The 23734-nt window shown below is 70.2% G+C and carries 36 protein-coding genes and 1 riboswitch; of the genes, 1 reads left to right on the forward strand and 35 read right to left on the reverse strand.

Annotated features, from left to right (window positions below):
• Positions 1 to 88: 88 nt before the first annotated feature.
• The 9 genes from thiC to AB0J80_RS13020 form a co-directional block, all read right to left on the reverse strand.
• Positions 89 to 1690: a phosphomethylpyrimidine synthase ThiC gene (thiC, locus tag AB0J80_RS12980; RefSeq protein WP_364704240.1), complete on the reverse strand. Its 1602-nt coding sequence runs from the start codon at positions 1688 to 1690 to the stop codon at positions 89 to 91.
• Between the two features lie 74 nt (positions 1691 to 1764).
• Positions 1765 to 2523: a bifunctional hydroxymethylpyrimidine kinase/phosphomethylpyrimidine kinase gene (gene thiD / locus AB0J80_RS12985; protein WP_364704243.1), complete on the reverse strand. Its 759-nt coding sequence runs from the start codon at positions 2521 to 2523 to the stop codon at positions 1765 to 1767.
• Positions 2520 to 3074 carry a thiamine phosphate synthase gene (locus AB0J80_RS12990; protein ID WP_364704245.1) on the reverse strand — a complete coding sequence of 185 codons (555 nt, stop codon included), beginning with the start codon at positions 3072 to 3074 and terminating at the stop codon, positions 2520 to 2522. The genes thiD and AB0J80_RS12990 overlap by 4 nt, the downstream gene beginning before the upstream one ends.
• Complete coding sequence (locus tag AB0J80_RS12995) at positions 3068 to 3817, reverse strand: thiazole synthase (protein WP_364704247.1); 750 nt, start codon at positions 3815 to 3817, stop codon at positions 3068 to 3070. Before AB0J80_RS12995 ends, AB0J80_RS12990 begins: the two co-directional genes overlap by 7 nt.
• A gap of 1 nt (position 3818) precedes the next feature.
• Positions 3819 to 4019, reverse strand: a complete 201-nt coding sequence (gene thiS / locus AB0J80_RS13000; protein WP_364704249.1) for a sulfur carrier protein ThiS — start codon at positions 4017 to 4019, stop codon at positions 3819 to 3821.
• The gene (gene thiO / locus AB0J80_RS13005; protein WP_364704252.1) at positions 4016 to 5044 is read right to left on the reverse strand and encodes a glycine oxidase ThiO; all 1029 of its coding nucleotides are present in this window, start codon (positions 5042 to 5044) and stop codon (positions 4016 to 4018) included. Before thiO ends, thiS begins: the two co-directional genes overlap by 4 nt.
• Positions 5041 to 5685, reverse strand: a complete 645-nt coding sequence (gene thiE, locus AB0J80_RS13010; protein WP_364704255.1) for a thiamine phosphate synthase — start codon at positions 5683 to 5685, stop codon at positions 5041 to 5043. The genes thiO and thiE overlap by 4 nt, the downstream gene beginning before the upstream one ends.
• Positions 5679 to 5790: riboswitch (TPP riboswitch) on the reverse strand. Its footprint overlaps the gene before it by 7 nt.
• 45 nt (positions 5791 to 5835) lie before the next feature.
• On the reverse strand, positions 5836 to 7491 hold the full coding sequence (locus AB0J80_RS13015; protein WP_364704257.1) for an ATP-binding cassette domain-containing protein: 1656 nt from the start codon (positions 7489 to 7491) through the stop codon (positions 5836 to 5838).
• 31 nt (positions 7492 to 7522) lie between these two features.
• Positions 7523 to 8146, reverse strand: a complete 624-nt coding sequence (locus AB0J80_RS13020) for a methyltransferase (protein ID WP_364704260.1) — start codon at positions 8144 to 8146, stop codon at positions 7523 to 7525.
• A gap of 95 nt (positions 8147 to 8241) precedes the next feature.
• Between AB0J80_RS13020 and AB0J80_RS13025 the strand changes: the two genes are divergently transcribed.
• A complete protein-coding gene (locus AB0J80_RS13025; RefSeq protein ID WP_364704262.1) occupies positions 8242 to 9177 on the forward strand; it encodes a hypothetical protein in 936 nt (311 codons plus the stop codon).
• Positions 9178 to 9180: 3 nt separating this feature from the next.
• Here the strand turns inward: AB0J80_RS13025 and truA are convergent, their stop codons facing one another.
• From truA to rplP, 26 genes are all read right to left on the reverse strand, one after another.
• Positions 9181 to 9987 carry a tRNA pseudouridine(38-40) synthase TruA gene (gene truA / locus AB0J80_RS13030; RefSeq protein WP_364704265.1) on the reverse strand — a complete coding sequence of 269 codons (807 nt, stop codon included), beginning with the start codon at positions 9985 to 9987 and terminating at the stop codon, positions 9181 to 9183.
• A 75-nt stretch (positions 9988 to 10062) separates the two neighbouring features.
• Positions 10063 to 10653, reverse strand: a complete 591-nt coding sequence (rplQ, locus tag AB0J80_RS13035) for a 50S ribosomal protein L17 (protein WP_364704267.1) — start codon at positions 10651 to 10653, stop codon at positions 10063 to 10065.
• 32 nt (positions 10654 to 10685) lie between these two features.
• A complete protein-coding gene (locus AB0J80_RS13040) occupies positions 10686 to 11708 on the reverse strand; it encodes a DNA-directed RNA polymerase subunit alpha (RefSeq protein WP_071803342.1) in 1023 nt (340 codons plus the stop codon).
• 93 nt (positions 11709 to 11801) lie between these two features.
• A complete protein-coding gene (rpsD, locus tag AB0J80_RS13045) occupies positions 11802 to 12428 on the reverse strand; it encodes a 30S ribosomal protein S4 (protein ID WP_071803341.1) in 627 nt (208 codons plus the stop codon).
• A gap of 16 nt (positions 12429 to 12444) precedes the next feature.
• Positions 12445 to 12852 (reverse strand): 30S ribosomal protein S11, encoded by a 408-nt coding sequence (gene rpsK / locus AB0J80_RS13050; RefSeq protein ID WP_015619020.1) that lies wholly within the window; start codon positions 12850 to 12852, stop codon positions 12445 to 12447.
• A gap of 17 nt (positions 12853 to 12869) precedes the next feature.
• Positions 12870 to 13250, reverse strand: coding sequence for a 30S ribosomal protein S13 (rpsM, locus tag AB0J80_RS13055; protein ID WP_071803339.1), 381 nt, complete (start codon positions 13248 to 13250; stop codon positions 12870 to 12872).
• Positions 13251 to 13424: 174 nt separating this feature from the next.
• Complete coding sequence (gene rpmJ, locus AB0J80_RS13060) at positions 13425 to 13541, reverse strand: 50S ribosomal protein L36 (protein ID WP_015619018.1); 117 nt, start codon at positions 13539 to 13541, stop codon at positions 13425 to 13427.
• Positions 13542 to 13590: 49 nt separating this feature from the next.
• Positions 13591 to 13812, reverse strand: coding sequence for a translation initiation factor IF-1 (infA, locus tag AB0J80_RS13065; RefSeq protein WP_007073013.1), 222 nt, complete (start codon positions 13810 to 13812; stop codon positions 13591 to 13593).
• A gap of 239 nt (positions 13813 to 14051) precedes the next feature.
• Complete coding sequence (locus AB0J80_RS13070) at positions 14052 to 14627, reverse strand: DUF1707 domain-containing protein (protein WP_364704273.1); 576 nt, start codon at positions 14625 to 14627, stop codon at positions 14052 to 14054.
• A gap of 190 nt (positions 14628 to 14817) precedes the next feature.
• Complete coding sequence (locus tag AB0J80_RS13075; protein ID WP_364704275.1) at positions 14818 to 15252, reverse strand: DUF1707 domain-containing protein; 435 nt, start codon at positions 15250 to 15252, stop codon at positions 14818 to 14820.
• A gap of 110 nt (positions 15253 to 15362) precedes the next feature.
• Entirely contained in the window at positions 15363 to 16217 is an 855-nt protein-coding gene (gene map, locus AB0J80_RS13080) for a type I methionyl aminopeptidase (protein ID WP_364704278.1), read from the reverse strand.
• A gap of 1 nt (position 16218) precedes the next feature.
• Complete coding sequence (locus AB0J80_RS13085; RefSeq protein ID WP_071803336.1) at positions 16219 to 16872, reverse strand: adenylate kinase; 654 nt, start codon at positions 16870 to 16872, stop codon at positions 16219 to 16221.
• A 74-nt stretch (positions 16873 to 16946) separates the two neighbouring features.
• The gene (gene secY / locus AB0J80_RS13090; protein WP_364704281.1) at positions 16947 to 18293 is read right to left on the reverse strand and encodes a preprotein translocase subunit SecY; all 1347 of its coding nucleotides are present in this window, start codon (positions 18291 to 18293) and stop codon (positions 16947 to 16949) included.
• Positions 18294 to 18570: 277 nt separating this feature from the next.
• Positions 18571 to 19014, reverse strand: a complete 444-nt coding sequence (rplO, locus tag AB0J80_RS13095; RefSeq protein ID WP_364704284.1) for a 50S ribosomal protein L15 — start codon at positions 19012 to 19014, stop codon at positions 18571 to 18573.
• Positions 19014 to 19196, reverse strand: coding sequence for a 50S ribosomal protein L30 (rpmD, locus tag AB0J80_RS13100; protein ID WP_071803333.1), 183 nt, complete (start codon positions 19194 to 19196; stop codon positions 19014 to 19016). Before rpmD ends, rplO begins: the two co-directional genes overlap by 1 nt.
• On the reverse strand, positions 19196 to 19816 hold the full coding sequence (gene rpsE / locus AB0J80_RS13105; RefSeq protein ID WP_015619009.1) for a 30S ribosomal protein S5: 621 nt from the start codon (positions 19814 to 19816) through the stop codon (positions 19196 to 19198). The genes rpmD and rpsE overlap by 1 nt, the downstream gene beginning before the upstream one ends.
• Before the next feature lie 12 nt (positions 19817 to 19828).
• Positions 19829 to 20212: a 50S ribosomal protein L18 gene (gene rplR / locus AB0J80_RS13110; protein WP_364704485.1), complete on the reverse strand. Its 384-nt coding sequence runs from the start codon at positions 20210 to 20212 to the stop codon at positions 19829 to 19831.
• An 8-nt stretch (positions 20213 to 20220) separates the two neighbouring features.
• Entirely contained in the window at positions 20221 to 20763 is a 543-nt protein-coding gene (gene rplF / locus AB0J80_RS13115) for a 50S ribosomal protein L6 (protein WP_364704286.1), read from the reverse strand.
• A gap of 13 nt (positions 20764 to 20776) precedes the next feature.
• Complete coding sequence (gene rpsH / locus AB0J80_RS13120; RefSeq protein ID WP_071803329.1) at positions 20777 to 21184, reverse strand: 30S ribosomal protein S8; 408 nt, start codon at positions 21182 to 21184, stop codon at positions 20777 to 20779.
• A gap of 79 nt (positions 21185 to 21263) precedes the next feature.
• On the reverse strand, positions 21264 to 21449 hold the full coding sequence (locus tag AB0J80_RS13125) for a type Z 30S ribosomal protein S14 (RefSeq protein ID WP_106130632.1): 186 nt from the start codon (positions 21447 to 21449) through the stop codon (positions 21264 to 21266).
• A gap of 2 nt (positions 21450 to 21451) precedes the next feature.
• Positions 21452 to 22021, reverse strand: a complete 570-nt coding sequence (rplE, locus tag AB0J80_RS13130; RefSeq protein ID WP_364704288.1) for a 50S ribosomal protein L5 — start codon at positions 22019 to 22021, stop codon at positions 21452 to 21454.
• The gene (gene rplX / locus AB0J80_RS13135; RefSeq protein ID WP_364704487.1) at positions 22021 to 22341 is read right to left on the reverse strand and encodes a 50S ribosomal protein L24; all 321 of its coding nucleotides are present in this window, start codon (positions 22339 to 22341) and stop codon (positions 22021 to 22023) included. Before rplX ends, rplE begins: the two co-directional genes overlap by 1 nt.
• Positions 22338 to 22706: a 50S ribosomal protein L14 gene (gene rplN / locus AB0J80_RS13140; RefSeq protein WP_015619002.1), complete on the reverse strand. Its 369-nt coding sequence runs from the start codon at positions 22704 to 22706 to the stop codon at positions 22338 to 22340. Before rplN ends, rplX begins: the two co-directional genes overlap by 4 nt.
• Positions 22707 to 22800: 94 nt before the next feature.
• Entirely contained in the window at positions 22801 to 23076 is a 276-nt protein-coding gene (rpsQ, locus tag AB0J80_RS13145) for a 30S ribosomal protein S17 (RefSeq protein WP_071803326.1), read from the reverse strand.
• On the reverse strand, positions 23073 to 23306 hold the full coding sequence (gene rpmC / locus AB0J80_RS13150) for a 50S ribosomal protein L29 (protein WP_106130636.1): 234 nt from the start codon (positions 23304 to 23306) through the stop codon (positions 23073 to 23075). Before rpmC ends, rpsQ begins: the two co-directional genes overlap by 4 nt.
• Positions 23306 to 23731: a 50S ribosomal protein L16 gene (gene rplP / locus AB0J80_RS13155; RefSeq protein WP_015618999.1), complete on the reverse strand. Its 426-nt coding sequence runs from the start codon at positions 23729 to 23731 to the stop codon at positions 23306 to 23308. Before rplP ends, rpmC begins: the two co-directional genes overlap by 1 nt.
• Between the last annotated feature and the right edge of the window lie 3 nt (positions 23732 to 23734).

Genomic DNA, 23734 nt, shown 5'->3' on the forward strand with positions numbered 1-23734 from the left:
GGTATCGCCGTCGACTCCAGCTGCACCGGATCGTGGTGAACCGGGCCACCAAGGAGACCTGGTTCACCCCCGACCACTACGCGAACTTCTACAAGCTCTGAGACGACGCCGCCGACGTGACCGGGAGATACACCCGGCCGCCGGCGTTCAGGAACTCCTCGCTCTTGTCCTGCATGCCCTTGGCGGCGTAGTCCTTCAGTTCCTGCGTAATCTTCATCGAACAGAACTTGGGCCCGCACATCGAGCAGAAGTGCGCGGTCTTCGCGGGCGCCGCGGGCAGCGTCGCGTCGTGGTACGCCCGCGCGGTGTCGGGGTCCAGCGACAGGTTGAACTGGTCCTCCCACCGGAACTCGAAGCGGGCCTTGGACAGCGCGTCGTCCCAGGCCTGCGCCCCGGGGTGGCCCTTGGCCAGGTCGGCGGCGTGCGCGGCGATCTTGTACGCGATCATCCCGGCCTTCACGTCGTCGCGGTCCGGCAGCCCGAGGTGCTCCTTCGGCGTGACGTAGCAGAGCATCGCGGTGCCGAACATGCCGATCATCGCCGCCCCGATTGCCGAGGTGATGTGGTCGTACGCGGGCGCGATGTCCGTGGTCAGCGGCCCGAGGGTGTAGAACGGCGCCCCCGAGCACAGCTCCTGCTGCAGGTCGACGTTCTCCTTGATCTTGTGCATGGGCACGTGCCCCGGGCCCTCGATCATCACCTGCACGCCGTGCTCCCAGGCGATGTGCGTGAGCTCGCCCAGCGTGCGCAGCTCGGCGAACTGCGCGTCGTCGTTGGCGTCGGCGATGGAGCCGGGACGCAGCCCGTCGCCGAGCGAGAAGGTGACGTCGTAGCGGGCCAGGATCTCGCACAGCTCGGCGAAGTTCTCGTAGAGGAAGTTCTCGCGGTGGTGCGCCAGGCACCAGGCAGCCATGATCGAGCCGCCGCGGGAAACGATCCCGGTGACCCGGTTGACGGCCAGCGGCACGTACGGCAGGAGCACTCCCGCGTGGACGGTCATGTAGTCGACGCCCTGCTCGGCCTGCTCGATGACGGTGTCGCGGAAGATCTCCCAGGAGAGCTTGACCGGGTCGCCGTCGACCTTCTCGAGCGCCTGGTAGATCGGCACCGTGCCGATGGGCACCGGGGAGTTGCGGATGATCGCCTCGCGGGTCTCGTGGATCCGCTTGCCGGTGGACAGGTCCATCACCGTGTCGGCGCCCCAGCGGGCGGCCCAGATGAGCTTGTCGACCTCCTCGGCGATCGAGGACGTGACGGCGGACGTACCGATGTTGGCGTTGACCTTCACCAGGAACCGGGAACCGATGATCATCGGCTCGCTCTCCGGGTGGTTGACGTTCGCCGGCAGCACCGCCCGGCCCGCGGCGATCTCCTCGCGCACGACGGAGGGGTCGACGCCCTCGCGGATCGCGACGAACTCCATCTCGTCGGTCACGATCCCCGCCCGGGCGTACGCGAGCTGGGTCGGGCGTTCGCCGGCCAGCGGCGTGCCACCGCCGGCGACGGGGGCGACGTCGCCGCGGGCCGCGATCCAGGGACCGCGCAGCGGCGGCAGGCCGGCCTCGGGGTCGCTGCCCGGTCCGGACGTGTCGTAGAGCCGGACCGGCGGGTTGTCCCCGGTCAGCTCGATCTCCGCGAACGGCACCCGCAGGTCCGGACGGGATCCCTCGACGTACACCTTGCGCCTCATGTTTCCTCCCCAATCGTGATGAACCGGGCGCGACAGGGCCGCACGGGGCCGCGCCGGTGGCTTTCCTCCACCGCTCAGGCGAAGTGGTGCAGTGGCCCCGGCCCCGCGCCGAGCTTCCAGTCGCGGCCGCCCGCCAGCGCCCGCGCCACATAGGACTTCGCATTCCTGACCGCCGCCGCGACGTCGTCGCCGAGCGCCAGCCGCGCGGCGATCGCGGAGGAGAACGTGCAGCCGGACCCGTGGTTGTTGGCGGTCGGCACGGGTTCGCCCCGCAACGTCTCGGTGCGGCCGCTGGTGTGCAGCACATCGACGGCCAGCTCGCTGCCGGTGACCACGACGGCTTCCGGCCCGCGCGAAGCCAGCGCGGCCGCCGCCCGGGCCATCTCCTCCGCCGTCTCGACCCGGGCCTCGAGGAGGGCGCCGGCCTCGTGCCGGTTCGGCGTGAGCACCCGGGGGTACGCGACCAGCGGCTCCACCGCCGCAACACCGGACAACCGGCTGCCGCTGGTGGCGACGAGCACCGGATCCACCACCAGGTTCGGCAGCCGCGGCGCACGCTCGGCGATCACCGCGGCGACGGCGGGATCCCCCACCATGCCGACCTTGACCGCCGCCACCTCGAAGTCGTCGAGCACCGCGTCCAGCTGGGCCGCGACGATGTCCGCCGGCACCGAGTGGATCGCGGTGACGCCGAGCGTGTTCTGCGCGGTGATCGCCGTGACCACCGAGACCCCGTACGCCCCCAGCGCCGCGAACGTCTTGAGATCCGCCTGGATGCCGGCCCCGCCTCCGGAGTCGGACCCCGCGATGGTCAGCACGACCGGCGGCGTCATGGGGCCACCGCCTCGACCAGCATCCGCGTGGTCCGCTCCGGGTCCTCGGCTCGCATGATCGCCCCCATCACCGCGACACCGGCGGCCCCGGCCCGCACACACTCCGCTGCCCGCTCGGCCGAGTCCACCCCGCCCAGCGCCAGCCACGGCCGCTCCCCCGCCAGCTCGGCGGCGCGCGCCGCACCGAGGGCAGGTCCGTAGCCGGGCTTCGACGCGGATGGGAAGATCGGCGACACGGTGACGTAGTCCTCATCGGACAGCTGTTCGAAGCCATGCCAGGAGCGTCCCACAAGATCCACGCCAGGCGGCCGGTTATCCACAGCGGACAGGTGAACCGCGTTACCCCCCAACGGATCCGGACCCGCCACGATCACCGGCGCTACTGTTCTCAGTTCGGCGGCAAGGGCCGAGCGCTCGCCGTACGGAAGATCCTTGTCGCGCAGGACGACCCACGCCGCGCCCCCACGGACCGCGGCCCGGACCACCTCGACCAGCGGCCCGGCGGCGAGCCGGCGGTCGGTGAGCACGACGACGCCGGAGGGGGTCACCATGCCGGCATCCCCTCGTCCGAAGTGGAGGCGAGCGCGTGGTATCGCTTGGGGATCCGGCCGGCACCCGCCGCGAGCCGGCCGGCCTCGACGGCATGCCGCATCGCCGCCGCCATCCGCGCCGGATCGGCCGCCCGGGTCACCGCCGAGGCGATCAGCACCGCGTCGCAGCCCAGCTCCATCGCCAGCGCCGCGTCCGACGCGGTGCCGATGCCGGCGTCGAGGATCACCGGCACGTCGACGCTGTCCCGGATCAGCCGGATGTGATGGGGATTGGAGATCCCCAGGCCCGATCCGATCGGCGCACCCGCGGGCATGACCGCCGCGCAGCCGGCGTCGGCCAGGCGGCGGGCCAGGATCGGGTCGTCGCTGGTGTACGGCAGCACCCGGAACCCGTGACCGACCAGCGTCTCCGCGGCCTTCAGCAGCTCCACACCATCCGGCAGCAGGGTCCGCTCGTCGCCGATGACCTCGAGCTTGACCAGGTCCGTCTCGAAGGCGTCCCGGGCCAGATGAGCGGCCTTGACGGCGTCCGTGGCGGTGTAGCACCCCGCCGTGTTCGGCAGCACCCGCATGCCGAGCCTGTCCAGCAGCGGCAGCAGGCCGGGCCCGGCGGCGTCCACCCGGCGCAGGGCCACGGTGACCATCTCCGTGCCGGAGGCCACGATCGCCGCCTCCAGCGCGGCCAGGCTCTCCGCGCCGCCGGTGCCGAGGATGAGCCGCGACTCCCCGAGGAGGTCTCCCACGTCAGCCTCCCTGGGCGGCGGTGAGGACCTCGACGCGGTCACCCTCGGACAACTGGGCTCCCGGCCACGCGGACCGGGGCACGACCTCGCCGTTCACCGCGACCGCCACGCCGCGGCGGGCCTCGGTGACGGCGGCGACGAGCCGCTCGACGGTGCTGCCGGCGTCGACGGTGCGGCCGGTGCCGTTGACGGTGACCCTCATGCGAACCTCCCGGGGGCGAACGCGGCGAGCGAAGGATCGGGCCGGCCGGTGACGACCAGGCCGGCGATGAGATCCGCGGTGACGGGCGCGAGCAGCACCCCGTTGCGGTGGTGTCCGGCCGCCACGACTACGTCGTCGCGCAGGCGCCCGAGCAGGGGCGCATTGTCCGGTGTGGACGGCCGGTGGCGGACCACGGTCTCGGCGAGCTCGAGCTCGGCCAGTTCCGGCACGAGATCCGTGGCGGCACGCAGAAGGTCGAGGACCGCACCCGCGCTCACGGCGAAGTCGGCGCGCTCCTCCTGGGTGGCGCCGACGACGACCTCGCCGTCCGCGCGGGGAACGAGATAGACGTGCCGCCCGTCCGCGTACCCGACGATGACGTGGCGCAGGATCCCCGGCTCCCCGCGCAGGCGCAGCACCAGGCCCTTCACCGGTCGCACCGGCAGGCCGGTCAGGGCGGCGGTGCCGGTGCCGGCGGCGACCACCACCGGCCCGGGCGGCAGCTCGGTGAGCCGCCCCGGCACCACGGCCTCCCCCAGCGCGGCACGCAGCGCCGCGACCACCCGCCGGGGGTCGACCTGGAGGTCGTCGGGGATGTACGCCCCACCCCGCAGCCGCGGAGAAAGGGCCGGCTCCAGGTCGCGGACGGCGCTGGGCAGCAGCCGGCGCACCTTGAGATCGTGCTCCTCCCTGTACGCCCACAGCCGCCGCGCCTCGGCCAGATCGTCGCCGGTCAGCGCGACGGCCAGCGTGCCCCGCGCGTCGAGGCCGACGTCGAGCCCCGTCTCCTGCTGCAGCTCGGCGGCGAAGGCGGGCCACCGGGACGCCGACTCCACCATGAGGGCGGTCAGCGCCTCCTGCCCGAACGACGTCTCCCCGGCCGGGGCGAGCATGCCGGCGGCCGCGTACCAGGCGGCGTCGTCGGTGCCGCCGTCGTACACGGTCACCGGCACCCCGCGCTGCCGCAGGCGCCAGGCGACGGCCAGGCCGATGATCCCGCCGCCCACCACGGTGACCTGCTTCACGTAAGCACCTTCAGCAGCCGCTCGGTGGCCTCCTCGGGGTTCCCGGCGTTCGCGACGGCACCCACCACGGCGACGCCGGTGGCTCCCGCCCGTACCAGATCGGCGGCACTGTCCACAGTGACCCCACCGATCGCCACGATGGGAACGCCGGGCACGGCACCTGCCACCTCGCCGATCCGCGCAGGCCCGAGCGGCGCCGGCAGCCCGCTCTTCGTGACCGTCGCGAAGGCCGGGCCGACACCCAGGTACGTGGCGCCGGCGGCCACCGCGGCCCGCGCCGCGGCGGGATCGCGGCAGGTGGCGCCGAGCACGCCGCGATCGCCCAGCACCTTGCGCGCGGCCGCGACAGGAAGATCGTCGGCGCCGACGTGACCGCCGTCGGCGTTCACCGCCAGAGCGACGTGCAACCGGTCGTTGACCAGGACCCGCACGCCGGCCGGCCGGCACCGCGCGACCACCTCGGAGGCCAGCTCGAAGAGGACCCGGTCGGTGACGTCGTCCTCGACGCGGACCTGAACGGCGAGCCGGTCAGCCGCCCCCAGCCGCTGGGCGGCGGCCACCGCGGCGGCGACCACGGCGAGCGGATCACGACCGGGACGGGCATCGGTGACGACATGCAGACACGGGAAAACAGGGTCCACAACGCACTCCTCCCTGCGCCGGCATGACCCGGATCAGGTTCGACGGTCGGGGGCCGCGTCAGCCCCCCTCTCAGCCCGGTGCACCGGACTCCCGTGGGGTTGGTTCCGACGCCGACCCTAACGCCGCGCCGCCGTCCGCGTAAAGACCCGTCAGCGGACGTCCCAGACCGGCTCCGGGGTCTCCACGACCTCACCGTCGCCCTGAAAGAGCACGAACCTGTCGAAGCCGCGGGTGAACCAGCGGTCGTGCGTGACCGCGATCACCGTGCCCTCGAACGCCTGCAGGCCCTCCTCCAGCGCCTCGGCCGACGCCAGGTCCAGGTTGTCCGTCGGCTCGTCCAGCAGCAGGACCGTGGCACCCGACAGCTCCAGCAGCAGCACCAGGAACCGCGCCTGCTGCCCACCGGAGAGCGTGCCGAACCGCTGGTCGCCCTGCGCCGCCAGCTCGTACCGGTTGAGCGCCTTCATCGCGCCCGCGCGGTCCAATCCGGACCGGTGCTCGTCCCCGCGCCAGAGGATGTCGACGAGCGTGCGGTCGAGCAGCTCCGGCCGGTCATGGGTCTGCGAGAAGTGGCCGGGCCGCACCCGGGCGCCGAGCCGCGCGATGCCGTTGTGCGCGACGTGGGCCAGCGGCGCGCCGTCGACCGGCTTGTTGTCGGCCTCGGGATCCGTGCCGCCGGCCGCGAGCAGCCGCAGGAAGTGCGACTTGCCGGTGCCGTTGGCGCCCAGGACGGCGACGCGGTCGCCGTACCAGATCTCCAGGTCGAAGGGAAAGGTCAGATCCTCCAGCTCCAGGTCGGTGCAGACCACGGCCCGTTTTCCGGTACGCCCACCGCGCAGGTTCATCCGCAGCGACTGTTCCTTGGGTGGCAGCGGCGGCGGACCGGCCTCCTCGAACTTGCGCAGCCGCGTCTGGGCGGCCTGGTACCGCGACGCCATACCGTCGTTGAAGGTCGCCTTCTGCTTCAGGGTGAACACCAGCTCGCGCAGCTTCTCGTGCTCCTCGTCCCACCGCCGGCGCAGCTCCAGCAGCCGCTCGTGCCGGTTGGCGCGAGCCTCGTGCCAGGAGGCGAACCCGCCGGGATGGGTCCACGCGCTGCCGCCCTCGACCGCCACCACCCGGGTCGCCGTCTGCGCCAGCAGCTCGCGGTCGTGCGAGACGTAGAGCACCGACTTCGGCGACTCGCGCAGCCGCGCCTCCAGCCACCGCTTGCCGGGAACGTCGAGGAAGTTGTCCGGCTCGTCGAGGAGCAGCACCTCGTCGCCGCCGCGCAGCAGCAGGTCGAGGGCGAACCGCTTCTGCTGCCCGCCGGAGAGCGTCCGCACCGGCCGGCTCCGCACCTCGTCCCAGGACTTGCCCAGGATGGCGACGGCGACCGTGTCGAAGAGCACCTCGGCGTCGTAGCCGCCGGCCTCGCCCCACCCGGTCAGCGCGTTGGCGAACCGCAGCTGTGCCTTCTCCGAGTCGGGCGCGGACCGCAGCGCGGCGTCGGCGGCGGCCATGGCCTCGCCCGCCGCCCGCAACTCCGGGGCGACCAGGGACAAGGCAAGATCGACAAGGGTACGGTCATCGCCGATCATCCCGATGAACTGGCGCATGACGCCGAGCCCGCCGGAGCGAGCCACCGTACCGACCGGCACGGCGAGGTCACCGGCGACCATCCGCAGCAGGGTGGTCTTGCCGGCACCGTTCGGCCCGACGAGCGCCACCTTCGCGCCCTCGCCGACCCGGAACGAGACGTCCGAGAACAGCTCCCGCCCGTCCGGCAGCACGAACCCGACCCCGGCGACATCCACGTAACCCACGCGGCCATCCTCCCCGAGGAAGCGGCGCAGGTCAGTCGGTTTTCTCCGGCCCCCGGGTCACCTTCAGCACGCGGAAGCCGCGCTGGCTGGCCGTACGGTGCACGTCCCAGCCCCGGTCGGTCAGCCAGGCGTGCAGCGAGTCACCGCCGAGGTTGCGGTTGATCACCAGCCAGGTCACGCCGCCCGGTGCGAGCCGCGCGAGCCACCGGTCCATGAGCGAGTGCAGCTCCGCCTTGCCGACGTGGGTCGGCGGGTTGCTCCAGATCTCGTCGAACGTCACCCCGTCGGGCACCTCGTCGGGAGCGCAGACGCGGACCCGGTCGGCGAGGCCCAGGGCGGCGGCGTTCTCGGCGGTGAGGTCGCGGGCGCGGGAGTTGACGTCGATGGCGTACACCGTGGCGGCCGGGGCCTCGCTGGCCAGGACGCAGGTGATGGGGCCGTAGCCGCAGCCCAGGTCGAGCAGGGTGCCGGTGGTCGCCACGGTCGGCAGGTCCGCCTTGCGCAGCAGCACGGCGGTGCCGGGGTCGAGCCGCCCCGCGGAGAAGACCCCGCGCGCGACCGCCAGGTCGTACGCCCGCCCGGCCGCGGTGAACTCGATCCGCCCTCGCGTCTCGGGCGCGGCCGGCTCGGCAGTGAAGTAATGGTCGGCGCTCACCCCGTCAGTCTCCCGCCGCGCAACGAGCGCCGGCGCACCGGGGTGCCGCACAATCTGTGCGTTCATCGATCACAGTGCGCTCCTACCTTGGCATCATGCACCGCGACTCCCACTCCCGCTCCGCCCATCGTGCGAATCCGGGAAGCGGACTCGCGATCCTCACCCGGCAGGCCCTCGCCCGGGTGACCACCCCGCCTGCCCAGCACCGCCGCCCCCAGCGGCACGCCGTCGTCATCCCGCGGATGCGGACGCGGCCCATGCCCCGCCCGCAGGACGAGAAGACCCAGCGCCTGTGGCCCCGGGCGGTGGTCCGCGCGGTCCCCCGGCGCCCCGGTGGCCCGCTGCACCCCCTGGCCCAGCCCCAGCAGGCGCTGCAGCTGCTGCTGAGCGGCCTGGGCGCCCTCATCATCACGTCGATCGTCGTGCTCACCGCGTTCTTCGTCATCGCGGAGGAACGCCGGGGACCGCTCGACGGCTCGTCCGCACCGCAGGGCGCCGCGACGGAGGCCCTGGCCTCCCGTGACATGGACGCCGCGCCGCTCACCCGCCAGGAGGTGTTCGGTGGCCCGGAGATCCGGCTCGCGACCGGCGCCGCGCCCTACCGGGTCACCGTGACGCACACCGACACCGACTGCGCGATCGCCACCACGGGCGAGCTCGGCGGCCTGCTCGACGAGCAGGGGTGCAGCCAGGTGGTCCGGGCCGGCATGGTCGCGCCGTACGGCGACTACCGGGTCACCGCCGGCATCTTCAACCTGCCCGACGCGGCCACGGCGAAGACGGCCGGCGACCAGACGGGCGCCCTGGTCGAGGCCGGTCGGGGCAGCTTCGCGGCGATGGGCACCACCGGCACGCCGCTGACCCAGGTCGGGTGGCACGACGTCGGCCACTACCTGCTCTACTGCGTCATCTCACGGCCGGACGGCACCCTGGTCACCGACGACGACCCGTACGCGGAACAGATCACAGTGGACCTGGTCGAGCACTATCTCGCCGAGGACGTCCTGGACAAGCGCAGCGTCACGCCGTAACGGTCAGGCGCGCAGGCGGCGGGTCGCATCCGCGCGGCTGGCGTACTCGGCCTCGTCCGGGTAGCCGACCGCCACCAGCGTCAGCCCGTGCGCCGGCGCCACCGTCACCTCGCTGGACCGCTCGCGCATCGTCAGCAGCTTCGCCGGCCAGGCCGGGTCCCGACGGCCGTCGCCGACGGTCAGCATCGCCCCGACCAGGCTGCGCACCATCGCCTGGCAGAACGCGTCCGCCTGCACGGTCGCGACCGCGACCCCGTCCGGCTCCCGGCGCCACTCCAGCCGGGTGATGGCCCGCACGGTGGTCGCATGCTCCTTGCGCTTGCAGTACGCGGCGAAGTCGTGCAACCCCACCAGCCCCGCCGCGGCCTCGTTCAGCCGGTCCACGTCGAGCGGGCGCACCCAGCCGATCGTGTCGTGCCGGCGCAGTGGCTCGGGACCGAACACCGTGTCCGCGACCCGGTACTCGTAACGGCGGAACGTGGCCGAGAACCGCGCGTCGAACGTGGCCGGCACCGGCGTCACCCCCTTCACCCGGGCGTCCGGTGGCATCAGGGCCGCGAGCCTGCGCAGCAGCGACTCCCGCAACGATTCCCACGTGTCGGCCGGCAGGTCGATGTGGCACACCTGACCGGTGGCGTGCACCCCCGCGTCCGTACGCCCGGCCACGGTGAGCCCCAGCGGGACGTCGGGCCCGACGAGCTTGCCGAGCGCCTCGGTCAGCACCCCGGCCACCGTGCGCCGGGACGGCTGGGCCGCCCATCCCGAGAAGTCCCCGCCGTCGTAGGAGACGTCGAGCCGCAGACGAGTCACAACCGGTCCTTCATCCGTACCGAAAAAGCGAAACGGCCCGGCACCCACGAGGGGTGCCGGGCCGCACGTGCCTGCTCAGGCCTTGGTGTCGTCGGTGTCTTCACCCTCGGCCTGGTCGCCCGGGCCCTCGGCACCCTTGTCGCCGGAAGCGTTCACCGGCGGCTCGGCGTCCTGGTCGGCGGCGGTGTCGTCCGCGGCGGGAGCGCTGGCGGGGGTCTCGTCCTCGCGGGCGAGCGCCTCGACCTTGTCCTGCTGCGCGGCAGCCTTGCGGGCCGCCTTCTTGGCCGGCGCCGTGGTGGCCGCGACCTGCAGCTCCTCGACCAGCTCGATGACCGCCATGGGAGCGGCGTCGCCCTTGCGCGGGCCGGTCTTGGTGATCCGGGTGTAGCCACCCGGCCGGTTGCCGTAGCGCGGAGCGATCTGCTCGAACAGGGCGTACACGACGTCCTTGTCCTTGACGACGGTCAGCACCCGGCGGCGGGCGTGCAGGTCACCGCGCTTGGCCTTGGTGATCAGCTGCTCCGCCAGGGGGCGCAGGCGCCGCGCCTTGGTCTCGGTCGTCTTGATCTTCCCGTGCCGGAAGAGCTCCGTGGCCAGGTTGGCCAGCAGCAGCTTCTCGTGCGCCGGGCTGCCGCCGAGGCGGGGACCCTTGGTGGGCGTAGGCATTTCCCGTTGCTCCTAGTTCGGGCCGAGCGAGATCAGAGCTGCTCGGTCTCGCGGTAGTCGTCCGTGTCGTAGTCCACGTCGCCGAACGAATCGACCACGTGCGCCGGGTCGAAGGACGGCGCGCTGTCCTTCAGCCCCAGGCCCATTCCGGCGAGCTTCATCTTGACCTCGTCGATCGACTTCTGACCGAAATTCCTTATATCCAGAAGGTCGGCCTCCGTCCGCCCGATCAGCTCGCCGACGGTGTTGATGCCCTCGCGCTTGAGGCAGTTGTACGACCGGACCGTGAGGTCCAGCTCCTCGATCGGCAGGGCGAGGTCGGCGGCCAGCTGGGCGTCCTGCGGCGACGGGCCGATGTCGATGCCCTCGGCGGTCTCGTCCAGCTCGCGGCAGAGGCCGAACAGCTCGACGAGGGTCGAGCCGGCGGACGCCAGCGCGGTACGGGGCGAGATGGACGCCTTCGACTCGACGTCGATGATCAGGCGGTCGAAGTCGGTGCGCTGCTCGACACGGGTGGCCTCGACGCGGTAGGTCACCTTCATGACCGGCGAGTAGATCGAGTCGACCGGGATCCGGCCGATCTCGGCGCCGGCGCTCTTGTTCTGCGCCGCCGTGACGTAGCCACGGCCCCGCTCGACGGTGAGCTCCATGTCGAGCCGGCCCTTGCTGTTGAGCGTGGCCAGCTTCAGGTCGGGGTTGTGCACGGACACGCCGGCGGGGGGCTGGATGTCACCGGCGGTGACGTCGCCCGGGCCCTGCTTGCGCAGGTACATGCTGACCGGCTCGTCGTGCTCGGAGCTGACGGTGAGCTCCTTGACGTTCATGACGAGCTCGACCACGTCCTCCTTGACACCGGGGATGGTGGTGAACTCGTGCAGGACGCCGTCGATCTTGATGCTGGTGACCGCCGCGCCCGGGATGGACGACAGCAGGGTCCGCCGCAGCGAGTTGCCGAGGGTGTAGCCGAAGCCCGGCTCCAGGGGCTCGATGGTGAACCGGGAGCGGGTCTCGCTGAGCGACTCCTCCGAGAGGGTCGGCCGCTGGCTGATGAGCACGCTGTTCTTCTTTCTGTCGGGCCACCCGCTATTTGATGGCCGTCCGAAGGTGATGCACCGGGCGCCTCGGTGCCGAGGCGCCCGGTAGGAGCACTACTTGGAGTAGAGCTCGACGATCAGCTGCTCCTGGACCTGCGTGTCGATGACAGCGCGGGCCGGGAGCGAGTGGATCAGGATCTTCATCTCGCTCGGGATCGGCTCCAGCCACGCCGGGACGGGACGGGAACCGGCCTGGGCCTGCGCGACGACGAAGGGGGTCATCTCCTTCGACTTCTCGCGGAGCGTGACGATGTCGTGCTCCTTGACCCGGTACGACGGGATGTCGACCTTCACGCCGTTGACCAGGAAGTGGCCGTGCTTGACCAGCTGCCGGGCCATGTCCCGGGAGGCGGCGTAGCCGGCCCGGTAGACGACGTTGTCGAGACGGGACTCGAGGATCTGCAGGAGCACCTCACCGGTCTTGCCGGGCTTGGTGACAGCCTCCTCGTAGTAACCGCGGAACTGCTTCTCGAGCACGCCGTACGTACGACGGGCCTTCTGCTTCTCGCGGTGCTGGAGCAGGTACTCGGTCTCCTTGGTCCGGCCGCGGCCGTGCTGCCCGGGCGGGAACGGCCGGGACTCGAACGGGCACTTCGGACCATCGCACTTGCTGCCCTTGAGGAACAGCTTCATCTTCTCGCGGCGGCAGCGCTTGCAGTCCGCACCTGTGTAACGAGCCATTGCTTCGATCTCTCCCTTAGACCCGGCGACGCTTCGGCGGACGGCACCCGTTGTGCGGCTGCGGCGTGACGTCGGAGATCTGCCCGACCTCGAGACCGGCGGCCTGCAGCGAACGGATGGCGGTCTCCCGGCCGGAGCCGGGGCCCTTGACGAACACGTCGACCTTGCGCATGCCGTGCTCCATGGCCCGGCGCGCGGCGGCCTCGGCGGCCAGCTGCGCGGCGAACGGAGTCGACTTGCGGGAGCCCTTGAAGCCCACCTGGCCGGACGAGGCCCAGGAGATGACCGCACCGGTCGGGTCGGTGATCGACACGATGGTGTTGTTGAAGGTGCTCTTGATGTGCGCCTGCCCGTGGGCGACGTTCTTGCGTTCCTTGCGCCGGACCTTCTTGACGGGGGCCCCAGCGCGTGCCTTCGGTGGCATAAGTCAGTGCGCTCCTCTTACTTCCGACCGGGCTTCTTCTTACCGGCGACCGTGCGCTTCGGACCCTTGCGGGTACGAGCGTTGGTCCGCGTGCGCTGACCCCGGACGGGGAGCCCACGACGGTGGCGGATGCCGGCGTAGCAGCCGATCTCGACCTTGCGGCGGATGTCCGCGGCGACCTCGCGGCGCAGGTCACCCTCAACCTTGAAATTGGCCTCGATGTAGTCGCGGAGCTGGACCAGCTCCTCGTCCGTGAGGTCCTTGGCGCGCTTGTTCAGGTCAATGCCGGTCGCGGTGAGCGCCTCCACGGCGCGGGTCCGACCGACCCCGAAGATGTAGGTGAGCGCGATCTCCATCCGCTTCTCGCGGGGAAGATCGACGCCGACGAGTCGTGCCATAAGTGGGCGTACTCCTCAGGTGTCTCACGGAGGTCTGTGCCCGTCCCCTCCCCGCCTGCCCGGGCGGGCCCCGGCCTCCGACCGGGGGTGAGACCGCGCGCCATCAACGTGCATGACACCGCGGCTGGGACGAGCTTCTTCAGTGGTGCGGATCTGGCAGCGAGAGGCTGACAATCAGCCCTGGCGCTGCTTGTGACGCGCGTCGGTCTTGCAGATGACCATGACGCGCCCGTGCCGCCGGATGACCCGGCAGTTGTTGCAGATCCGCTTGACGCTCGGCTTGACCTTCACGGTTTGCCTTAACTCTCAGTCAGACGGGATGTGGATCCCCGCGACCCTGTTACTTGTAGCGGTAGACGATGCGCCCACGGGTCAGGTCGTACGGCGAAAGCTCGACGACGACCCGGTCCTCAGGAAGAATGCGGATGTAGTGCTGCCGCATCTTGCCGGAGATGTGAGCCAGCACCTTGTGACCATTCGCGAGCTCCACACGGAACATGGCGTTCGGCAGGGGCTCGATCACTCGGCCTTCGATCTCGATGGCTCCGTCTTTCTTTGGCATGTCCTCCGCTACCTGACATCGGGTTCTTGGGGCAGGCTCACAGCATTCATCCCGACCCCGACGGGGCCGGACCAGCCGCGGCTCCGGCGCCATCAGAAGCGCTTGATGGACATGCCGGAGTGGACGCTGTGCGCCAGCAAGCCAGTGTACGCGCGCCCGGGCATCGACACCAAACCGAGGTCCCCGTAACCCGGGGTCGGGTGTGTCGACGACTCCCGGAACCGGACAAACCAGTCGCTTCAGCGCGTTTTCTTCGGCTCCTTCGCCTTTTTGGGAGCCGCCGGCAGCTCACCGCGCGAGATCGCTTCCGCCTCCAGCGCCCGGCGCTCACGCTTGAGCTGTTTCGCCTGCTCCTTGCGCGCCCGCCGCACGGCCCGCTTCCGCGGCTCCCCGCCGACCAGCCCGGAGACCGTCGCGAAGACCAGCACCAGGCCCCACGGCCCGGCGACCCACACCGGCCAGAAGTAGGTGAGCCCACCGGTCGCCAGGCAGGTCACGGCCCAGATCGCCACCGTGATACCCACCACGGAGACCCAGCTCCCCCAGACCTCCGCCAGCCACCGCCGGGTCAGCTCCCCGTCCGAGGCGGTGACGAGCAGCGCCGCATCGGGCGCGGGCCGGGGCGCGGGGACGGTGGCGGCGGGCAGATCGGTCAGCAGCCCGGCCAGATCCCCGTACGTCTTGGCGGCGTAGGCGCGCTGCAGCCGCTCGTCGTACTCGTGCAGCTCGAGCCGGCCCTCCTCGAGCGCGACCCGCAACTGGTCGGCGACGGCCTGCCGATCAGCGTCGGCGGCCCTCATCTCGTCCCGCCCCATGCCCTCCAGGATGCCAGCGCGACGCTCACAACGGCAGAGCCCGCCAGGAGCGCGGCAAGCGTCGCAAGCAGTCGCCGGGCGCCGGCTCTCCTCGCTCGGCGCCGGCCTCCTTGTCGTCCTCTTCGCGGTGATCCCGCCGGGCCGGGTGGCCGGTCCCGGCGAGCCGGCCCGCGGGCCTCCGCCGGCGCGGTCAGCGCCTGCGGCTCGCCCGGCGACCGATCACGCCGAACACGAGCGGGATCAGCATCCAACCCGGCCAGAAGTAGATGAACTCTCCCGATGCCAGCGAGGACAGGGCCCACACGATGACGCAGACCACCACGACACCGGCATAGGAGGCCAGCCACGGCGGCCCGGAGGGCTTGCGCATCTCCTCCATGCCCGACGTGCCCAGGGGCGCCTCCCGGTCCGGCTGGGGCACGACCTGGGCCCGCTGTGCGGGGATGACTCCCGGCAGGTCGGCGGTGAGGCCGTCCAGCTCGCCGTAGGTCTTCGCCGCGTACGCCCGCTGCAGCCGCTCGTCGTACTCGTTCAGCTCCAGCCGGCCCTCTTCCAGGGCCACCTTCAGCCGGTCGGCGGCAGCCTGCCGCTCGGCGTCCCCCACCCGCATGTCTTCCTGAGCCATGCGGTCAGCATGCCAAATCCGGCCTCGAATCGCGGCCCCTGTTTGCTCCGCCGCCGAGTCAATACTCGGCGTTCATGACGACCGCGATGCCGGCAGCACCAGGCCGCCGGTCACTCGGCGAGCGAACCGACCGCCGGCTGGCGGGACGTCACCAGGTCGCCGAGGCGGGCCCGGCCGCCGTCCCGCGCCGTCGTCACCCACACGCCGTCGTCGAGCAGCGCCATCGTGTGCTCCACGTGCGCCGCCATCGAGCCGTCCCGGGTGACGACGGTCCAGCCGTCGGAGAGCTCCTGGGTCCGGGGCGAGCCCATCGTGATCATCGGCTCGATCGCCAGGCACAGCCCTGGGACCAGTCGTGGGCCCTTGCCCGGCTTGCCGTGGTTGAGCACGTGCGGGTCCTGGTGCATCTCGGTGCCGATGCCGTGTCCGCCGTACCCGTCGACGATGCCGTAGCGGCCCCCCTTGCGGACGGCCTTCTCGACGTTGAAGGAGATGTCGGTGAGCCGGCCGCGGCCGTTGGCGGCGCCTCGGGCGGCTGCGGCGATTCCCGCCCACATCGCGTCCTCGGCCACCTCGGCCATGCGCAGCAGCTCGGGGTCGGTCTCGCCGACGCCGACGGTGATGGCGGAGTCGCCGTGCCAGCCGTTGAGGATGGCGCCGCAGTCGAGGGAGATGAGATCCCCCTCGCGCAGCACCTGGGACGGCGAGGGGATGCCGTGCACGACCTGCTCGTTGACCGAGGCGCAGATCGACGCCGGGAAGCCGTGGTACCCCTTGAACGAGGGGACCGCGCCGGCGTCCCGGATGGTCTTCTCCGCGATGGCGTCGAGGTCGGCCGTCGACACCCCGGGTGCCACGGCCGCGCGCATGGCGTCCAGCGCGGCGGCGACGACCAGGCCGGCGCCGCGCATGAGCTCGATCTGTTCCGGCGTCTTGAGCTGGATGTCCAGCTGCTGACGGCGCATCTCAGCCCCCGTACGACCGCAGCGCGTCGATGGCCCGCACGGTGACGTCCTCGACCGGCCCGGTGGCGTCGATGCCGACGAGCTTGCCCTGGGCGCCGTAGAAGTCGACGAGCGGGGCGGTCTTGTCCGCGTACTCGACGAGCCGGTTGGCGATCGTCTCCGCCCGGTCGTCGTCACGCTGGAACAGCTCGGAACCGCACCGGTCGCAGATGTTCTCCTTGCTGGTGGGGTCGAACTCGACGTGCCAGATCTTGCCGCAGCCGCGGCAGGTCCGGCGGCCGGAGAGCCGCCGGATGACCTCGTCGTCGTCGACCACGAGCTCCATCACCAGATCGAGCGCGGTGCCCAGGTCGGCGAGCAGCTTGTCGAGCGCCGACGCCTGCGGAACGGTTCTCGGGAAGCCGTCCAGCAGGAAGCCGTCGCCGGCGTCGGGCTCGGCGAGCCGGTCGCGCACCATGTTGATGGTGACCTCGTCCGGCACGAGGTTGCCCGCGTCCATGTAGCGCTTGGCCTCGAGGCCCAGCGGCGTGCCCTGCGACACGTTGGCCCGGAAGATGTCCCCGGTCGAGATCTTCGGTACGGCGAGATGGGCGGCGATGAACTCAGCCTGGGTCCCCTTGCCGGCCCCCGGAGGGCCCACCAGTACCAGCCGCACCTACATCGCCTCGCTTCGGTGAGAACGAGCCTCGCGAACCACAGACGCAAGAGCCCCCCGGCTCCGCGCCCCCACTACCGGAGGAACCCTTCATAGTTGCGCTGCATGAGCTGGCTCTCGATCTGCTTCACCGTCTCCAGACCCACGCCCACCATGATCAGCACCGCGGTGCCGCCGAAGGGGAAGTTCTGGTACTGCTGGCTGTTCAGCCAGATGAAGAAGAAGTTCGGCAGGACCGAGATCAGGCCGAGGTAGAGCGCGCCCGGCAGCGTGATCCGGCTCAGGATGAAGTCCAGGTAGTCGGCGGTCGGCTTACCGGGCCGGATGCCCGGTACGAAGCCACCGTACTTCTTCATGTTCTCGGCGACCTCGGTCGGGTTGAACGTGATCGACACGTAGAAGTACGTGAAGAAGATGATCATGAGGAAGTACGACGTGATGTAGATCGGGCTCCTCGGGTCAGCGAGGTTGTCCTGGATCCACAGCTGGTAGCCCTTGAGGTTGTTCTTGTCGAAGAACTGCAGGTACAGCTGCGGCAGGTAGAGCAGCGACGACGCGAAGATCACCGGCACGACGCCGGCCTGGTTGACCTTCAGCGGGATGTACGTCGACGTGCCGCCGTACATGCGCCGGCCGATCATGCGCTTCGCGTACTGCACCGGGATGCGGCGCTGGGCCTGCTCGATGAAGACGACCGCGCAGATGACGAGCAGCACCAGGGCGACGACGAGCCAGAACTTGGCCCAGCCGCTGCTCTCCTTGATCGTCCAGCCCTCGCCGGGAAGGCGGGCGGCGATCGAGGTGAAGATCAGGACGGACATGCCGTTGCCGACGCCGCGGTCGGTGATGAGCTCGCCGAGCCACATGACGACGCCCGTACCGGCGGTCATCGTGATGACCAGCATCGAGAGCGTCAGCCAGTCGGGGATCCCGGTGCCCTTGGGGATGATCGCGAAGTTCGACTGGTCCTGCGGGCAGGCGCCGGCGAAGAGCTGGCCGGAGCGGGCCAGCGCCACGAACGCCGAGGACTGCAGGATCGCGAGGCCCAGGGTCAGGTACCGGGTGTACTGCGTGATCTTCGCCTGCCCGGACTGGCCCTCCTTGCGGAGCTGCTCGAGGCGAGGGATCACCACCGTCAGCAGCTGCAGGATGATCGAGGCTGTGATGTACGGCATGATGCCGAGCGCGAAGACCGACAGCTGCAGCAGCGCGCCGCCGGAGAACAGGTTCAGCAGGTTCAGGACGCCGGTGCCCGCGTCCTGATCGTTCACGGCCTTCAGGCAGTTCTTCACGTTGGTGTAGGACACGCCCGGGCTGGGCAGTGTTGCCCCGAGCCGGTAGACCGCGATGATCGCTACTGTGAACAGCAGTTTCTTGCGCAGGTCAGGCGTCCGGAACGCACTCAGAAAGGCGGAGAGCAACTTCTTCCTCCTGCGCGAGGTGGCCGCCTGAAACCGGCGGATGGGGGTAGGCATCGGTCCGGACGACCGATATACCTGGCTGGGAACGGACTTTAACAGCCTGACGTGCCTGCCGTGAGGCACGGTCGCCGCTTGTGCAGCACCCGGGGACGAAGAGCTACGCCGCGGCTGGTGGAACCACGGCGCCCGGCCCGGCAAAAGGCCAGGTCAGACGCCACAACGGGGATGCCGGCCGAGCATCGCTGCGCGAAACCCGGACCGGCATCCCCGGCAAGCCTCACAGCTCGGTGGCGGAACCACCGGCGGCTGCGATCTTCTCCTTGGCCGACTCGCTGAACGCGTGCGCCGACACCTGCAGCGACACGCCACCCAGCTCGCCGGAGCCCAGGACCTTCACCGGCTGGCCACGGCGGACCGCGCCGGCGTCGGCCAGCTCCAGCGGACCGACCTCGCCGCCGTTCGGGAACAGCTCGGCGAGCCGGTCCAGGTTCACGACCTGGAAGACGACCTTGTTCTTGTTCTTGAAGCCCTTCAGCTTCGGCAGACGCATGTGGAGGGGCATCTGCCCACCCTCGAACGCGGCCGAGACGTTCTTGCGAGCTCCCGTACCCTTGGTGCCCCGACCGGCGGTCTTGCCCTTGGAGCCCTCACCGCGACCCACGCGGGTCTTCGGCGTCTTGGCTCCGGGCGCCGGCCGGAGGTGGTGGACCTTGATCGCCATTACTCGACCTCCTCAACACTCACGAGGTGGCTCACGGCGAAGATCATGCCCCGAATCTCGGGGCGGTCCTCCTTGACCACCACATCGTTGATCCGCTTCAGGCCGAGCGACCGCAGGGAGTCCCGCTGGTTCTGCTTGCGGCCGATCTCGGACCGGATCTGGGTGACCTTCAAGCGTGCCATCAGTGCACCGCCGCTTCCGCACGCGCCGCCAGCATGGCCGCGGGCGCCACGTCCTCGACCGGCAGGCCACGGCGCGCCGCGACCTTCTCCGGCGACTCGAGGCCCTTCAGAGCGGCCACCGTCGCGTGCACGATGTTGATCGGGTTGGACGAGCCGAGGCTCTTGCTCAGCACGTCGTGGATGCCCGCGCACTCGAGCACGGCACGCACCGGGCCACCGGCGATGACGCCGGTACCGGCGGAGGCCGGCTTGAGGAGCACGACACCCGCGGCGGCCTCGCCGGTGATCGGGTGCGGGATCGTCGCACCGATCCGCGGCACCTTGAAGAAGTGCTTCTTGGCCTCCTCGACGCCCTTGGCGATGGCCGCGGGCACCTCCTTGGCCTTGCCGTATCCGATGCCGACGGTGCCGTCACCGTCGCCGACGATCACGAGGGCGGTGAAGCTGAAGCGACGACCACCCTTCACGACCTTCGCGACACGGTTGATCGCTACGACCCGCTCCAGGTGGGGGGTCTTCTCGACGGGCGCGTTACCGCGGCCGCCCTCACGGCGGTTGTCGCGGCGGCCGCCCTCGTTGTTACCGCCGGACCCGCCGCCACGGCGCTGCTGACCAGGCATTGGTCTTCCTTCCTAGAACTCGAGTCCGGCTTCGCGGGCGGCGTCGGCAAGCGCGGCGATACGCCCCGCGTACTTGTTGCCACCGCGGTCGAAGACGACCTTGGACACGCCCGCGGCCTTCGCGCGCTCGGCGAGGAGAGCGCCGACCTTGCCGGCCAGGGCGCTCTTGTCACCCTCGGAGCCCCGCAGGGAGGCGTCGAGCGTGGAGGCAGAGACGAGCGTGTGGCCCTTGAGGTCGTCCACGATCTGCGCGGTGATGTGCCGCGTGGACCGGGTGACGACCAGACGGGGACGCTCGGCAGTGCCGCGGACGTTCTTGCGGACCCGGAAGTGCCGACGCGCCTTTCCGACGGCGCGCTTGGAGGCGACTCCGCCCCCATTGCGGCGCTTGAGCAGCGTGGCGGTCACTTCTTACCTGCCTTTCCAGCCTTGCGGCGGATGACCTCGCCCTGGTACTTGACGCCCTTGCCCTTGTAGGGCTCCGGCGGGCGGATCTTCCGGATGTTCGCGGCGACCTCGCCGACGAGCTGCTTGTCGATGCCGGCGACCGTGAACTGCGTTGGCCGCTCCACCGAGAAGGTGATGCCGTCCGGCGCGGGCACGTTGACCGGGTGCGAGAAGCCCAGGGCGAACTCGAGGTCCTTGCCCTTGGCGGTCACGCGGTAACCGGTGCCGTTGATCTCCAGGGTCTTCTTGTAGCCCTCGGTGACGCCGACGATCATGTTGGCGACCAGGGTACGCGAGAGACCGTGCAGCTCCTTGGCCTTACGGTCGTCGTTGGGGCGGTTGACGACCAGCTCGCCGTTGTCCGCCTTCTCGACCGTGATCGGCTCCGAGACGGTGTGCGAGAGCTCGCCCTTGGGGCCCTTGACCTTGACGGTCTGGCCCGTGATGGTGACGTCGACGCCGGCCGGGACCGGGATCGACTTACGTCCGATTCGCGACATGTCAGAGTCTCCGTTACCAGACGAAGGCGAGGACTTCCCCGCCAACGCTCCGCTTGCGGGCCTGCCGGTCGGTCAGGAGGCCCTGGGACGTCGAGATGATCGCGACGCCCAGGCCGCCGAGCACGCGCGGGAGCTCGTCGGACTTGGCGTAAACCCGGAGACCGGGCTTGGACACGCGCTTGATGCCGGCGAGGCTGCGCTCGCGGTTCTGGCCGTACTTGAGCTCAACGACCAGACGCCTGCCGACAGCGCCTTCCTCGGGCTCCTCGGCCGACCAGGAGGCGATGTAACCCTCGGCCTTGAGGACCTCGGCGATGTTCGCCTTGATCTTCGAGAAGGGCATGGTCACCTTGTCGTGGTACGCCTGGTTGGCGTTACGCAGACGCGTGAGCATGTCTGCGATCGGGTCCGTCATCGTCATGGGTATTCGTCAACCTTTCTCGCCGGGGTTCCCCAGCCGGGGCCAGGGCCTACGGCGAAGCGGTAGTACAAAGTCAGGGTTACCAGGAAGCCTTGGACACGCCCGGCAGCTCGCCGCGGTGGGCCATCTCGCGGATGCACACCCGGCACAGGCCGAACTTGCGGTAGACCGAGTGCGGGCGCCCGCAACGCTGGCAGCGGGTGTACGCACGCACAGCGAACTTCGGCTTCGCGGCAGCCTTGAGGATCAGGGCCTTCTTCGCCATGCTCAGTTCTCCTTGAACGGGAAGCCCAGGAGCTTGAGCAGCTGCCGGCCCTCCTCGTCGGTCGTGGCGGTGGTCACCACCGTGATGTCCATGCCCCGGGTGCGATCGATCCGGTCCTGGTCGATCTCGTGGAACACCGACTGCTCGGTCAGGCCGAACGTGTAGTTGCCGTGCCCGTCGAGCTTGCGCCCGTCGAGGCCGCGGAAGTCGCGGATACGCGGCAGCGCGATCGACAGCAGCCGGTCCAGGAACTCCCACATCCGGTCGTTGCGGAGGGTGACCTTCGCGCCGATCGGCATGCCCTCACGCAGCTTGAACTGCGCGATGGACTTGGTCGCCCGCCGCACCAGCGGCTTCTGACCGGTGATGGTGGTCAGGTCCCGGACGGCGCCGTCGATCAGCTTGGCGTCGCGGGCGGCCTCACCCACACCCATGTTCACGACGACCTTCACCAGGCCGGGAACCTGCATGGGGTTGCCGTACTTGAACTGCTCCTGAAGCCCGGCGACGACCTCGCTGCGGTACTTCTGCTTCAGCCGGGGCAGAGTCTTGGTCTCGGTAGCGGCAGTCATCACAGGTCCTTACCAGTCGTACGCGCGATGCGGACCTTCTGGCCGTTGTCGTCGACGCGGTAGCCGACGCGGGTCGGCTTGCCCTGGTCGTCCACGATCTGCACGTTGGAGATGTGGATCGGGGCTTCCTGCGTGACGATGCCGCCGGTCTTCGAACCACGCTGCGTCGTACGGATGCGCTCGTGCTTCTTGATGCGGTTGACGCCCTCGACGAGGACCTTGTCCTGGCGCGGGAAGGCCGCGATGACCTTGCCCTTGGCACCCTTGTCCTTGCCGGCGATGACGACGACCGTGTCGCCCTTCTTGATCTTCACGGTCAGAGCACCTCCGGCGCCAGGCTGATGATCTTCATGAACCGCTTGTCGCGCAGCTCGCGGCCGACCGGGCCGAAGATACGCGTACCGCGGGGGTCCCCACCGTCCTTGATGATGACGGCGGCGTTCTCGTCGAAACGGATGTACGAGCCGTCGGGACGGCGCTTCTCCTTGGCGGTGCGGACGATGACCGCCTTGACGACGTCGCCCTTCTTCACACCGGCACCCGGGATGGCGTCCTTGACCGTGGCCACGATGACGTCGCCGATGCTCGCGTAGCGGCGGCCGGAGCCGCCCAGTACGCGGATGCACAGGATCTCCCGGGCACCCGTGTTGTCGGCGACGCGCAGTCGCGACTCCTGCTGGATCACGTCTGTCTCCTATGTCTGCCAGTTCTCCGGGATGTTCATCCGAAGCTTGGCGGAACGATGGTGGGCTGGGCCGGCCGAAGCCGGCCCAGCGCACTCACTTGGCCTTTTCGAGGATCTCCACGACACGCCACCGCTTGGTGGCGGACAGCGGACGGGTCTCCATCATCAGGACCCGGTCGCCGATGCCGCACGCGTTCTGCTCGTCGTGCACCTTCAGCTTGCGGGTACGACGGAGAACCTTGCCGTAGAGGGCGTGCTTGACGCGGTCCTCGACCTCGACGACGACGGTCTTGTCCATCTTGTCGCTGACCACGAGGCCCTCGCGCACCTTGCGCTGAGCCCGCGGCGCAGCAGCAGCGTTCTCACTCATGCTGTCACCTCACTCGGCGCGGCCGAGAGCCCCAGCTCACGCTCACGCATGATCGTGTAGATCTTCGCGATGTCCTTGCGGACCACCTGCAGCCGACGGTGATTGTCGAGCTGGCCGGTCGCGCCCTGCACGCGAAGATTGAACAGCTCCGCCTTGGCCTCCCGCAGCCGCGAGACCAGCTCCTCTTCGGAGAGCTCCCGCAGCTCGGCTGCCTTAACGCCCGCTGCCATCAGCTTTCACCCACTTCGCGTGTCACGATGCGGCACTTCATCGGGAGCTTGTGGATCGCGCGACGCATCGCTTCGCGCGCGATCGTCTCGTTCGGGAAAGACATCTCGAAGAGGATGCGTCCCGGCTTGACGTTCGCCACCCACCACTCCGGCGAGCCCTTACCGGAACCCATGCGGGTCTCGGCGGGCTTCTTCGTCAGAGCCTGGTCCGGGAAGATCGAGATCCACACCTTGCCGCCACGCTTGATGTGACGGGTCATGGCGATACGAGCCGACTCGATCTGCCGGTTGGTCACGTACGCCGGCTCCAGAGCCTGGATACCGAACTCGCCGAAGACCACCCGGTTGCCGCCCTTGGACGCGCCGTGGCGGTCCGGGTGGTGCGGCTTGCGGAAGCCCTTCGGGGGCTTACGCGGCATCAGCATGTG

This window comes from Actinoplanes sp. NPDC049548, assembly GCF_040676695.1.
GTDB lineage: Bacteria > Actinomycetota > Actinomycetes > Mycobacteriales > Micromonosporaceae > Actinoplanes.

Excerpts from the sequence above, each read along its gene's own strand:
- thiC (WP_364704240.1), bottom strand. The coding sequence starts at position 1,690 with ATGAGGCGCAAGGTGTACGTCGAGGGATCCCGTCCGGACCTGCGGGTG.
- thiD (WP_364704243.1), bottom strand. The coding sequence starts at position 2,523 with ATGACGCCGCCGGTCGTGCTGACCATCGCGGGGTCCGACTCCGGAGGC.
- AB0J80_RS12990 (WP_364704245.1), bottom strand. The coding sequence starts at position 3,074 with ATGGTGACCCCCTCCGGCGTCGTCGTGCTCACCGACCGCCGGCTCGCC.
- thiS (WP_364704249.1), bottom strand. The coding sequence starts at position 4,019 with ATGAGGGTCACCGTCAACGGCACCGGCCGCACCGTCGACGCCGGCAGC.
- AB0J80_RS13025 (WP_364704262.1), top strand. The coding sequence starts at position 8,242 with ATGCACCGCGACTCCCACTCCCGCTCCGCCCATCGTGCGAATCCGGGA.
- rplQ (WP_364704267.1), bottom strand. The coding sequence starts at position 10,653 with ATGCCTACGCCCACCAAGGGTCCCCGCCTCGGCGGCAGCCCGGCGCAC.
- rpsD (WP_071803341.1), bottom strand. The coding sequence starts at position 12,428 with ATGGCTCGTTACACAGGTGCGGACTGCAAGCGCTGCCGCCGCGAGAAG.
- rpsK (WP_015619020.1), bottom strand. The coding sequence starts at position 12,852 with ATGCCACCGAAGGCACGCGCTGGGGCCCCCGTCAAGAAGGTCCGGCGC.
- rpsM (WP_071803339.1), bottom strand. The coding sequence starts at position 13,250 with ATGGCACGACTCGTCGGCGTCGATCTTCCCCGCGAGAAGCGGATGGAG.
- infA (WP_007073013.1), bottom strand. The coding sequence starts at position 13,812 with ATGCCAAAGAAAGACGGAGCCATCGAGATCGAAGGCCGAGTGATCGAG.
- AB0J80_RS13070 (WP_364704273.1), bottom strand. The coding sequence starts at position 14,627 with ATGGGGCGGGACGAGATGAGGGCCGCCGACGCTGATCGGCAGGCCGTC.
- AB0J80_RS13075 (WP_364704275.1), bottom strand. The coding sequence starts at position 15,252 with ATGGCTCAGGAAGACATGCGGGTGGGGGACGCCGAGCGGCAGGCTGCC.
- map (WP_364704278.1), bottom strand. The coding sequence starts at position 16,217 with ATGCGCCGTCAGCAGCTGGACATCCAGCTCAAGACGCCGGAACAGATC.
- rplO (WP_364704284.1), bottom strand. The coding sequence starts at position 19,014 with ATGGCGATCAAGGTCCACCACCTCCGGCCGGCGCCCGGAGCCAAGACG.
- rpmD (WP_071803333.1), bottom strand. The coding sequence starts at position 19,196 with ATGGCACGCTTGAAGGTCACCCAGATCCGGTCCGAGATCGGCCGCAAG.
- rpsE (WP_015619009.1), bottom strand. The coding sequence starts at position 19,816 with ATGCCTGGTCAGCAGCGCCGTGGCGGCGGGTCCGGCGGTAACAACGAG.
- rplF (WP_364704286.1), bottom strand. The coding sequence starts at position 20,763 with ATGTCGCGAATCGGACGTAAGTCGATCCCGGTCCCGGCCGGCGTCGAC.
- rpsH (WP_071803329.1), bottom strand. The coding sequence starts at position 21,184 with ATGACGATGACGGACCCGATCGCAGACATGCTCACGCGTCTGCGTAAC.
- AB0J80_RS13125 (WP_106130632.1), bottom strand. The coding sequence starts at position 21,449 with ATGGCGAAGAAGGCCCTGATCCTCAAGGCTGCCGCGAAGCCGAAGTTC.
- rplE (WP_364704288.1), bottom strand. The coding sequence starts at position 22,021 with ATGACTGCCGCTACCGAGACCAAGACTCTGCCCCGGCTGAAGCAGAAG.
- rpsQ (WP_071803326.1), bottom strand. The coding sequence starts at position 23,076 with ATGAGTGAGAACGCTGCTGCTGCGCCGCGGGCTCAGCGCAAGGTGCGC.
- rpmC (WP_106130636.1), bottom strand. The coding sequence starts at position 23,306 with ATGGCAGCGGGCGTTAAGGCAGCCGAGCTGCGGGAGCTCTCCGAAGAG.
- rplP (WP_015618999.1), bottom strand. The coding sequence starts at position 23,731 with ATGCTGATGCCGCGTAAGCCCCCGAAGGGCTTCCGCAAGCCGCACCAC.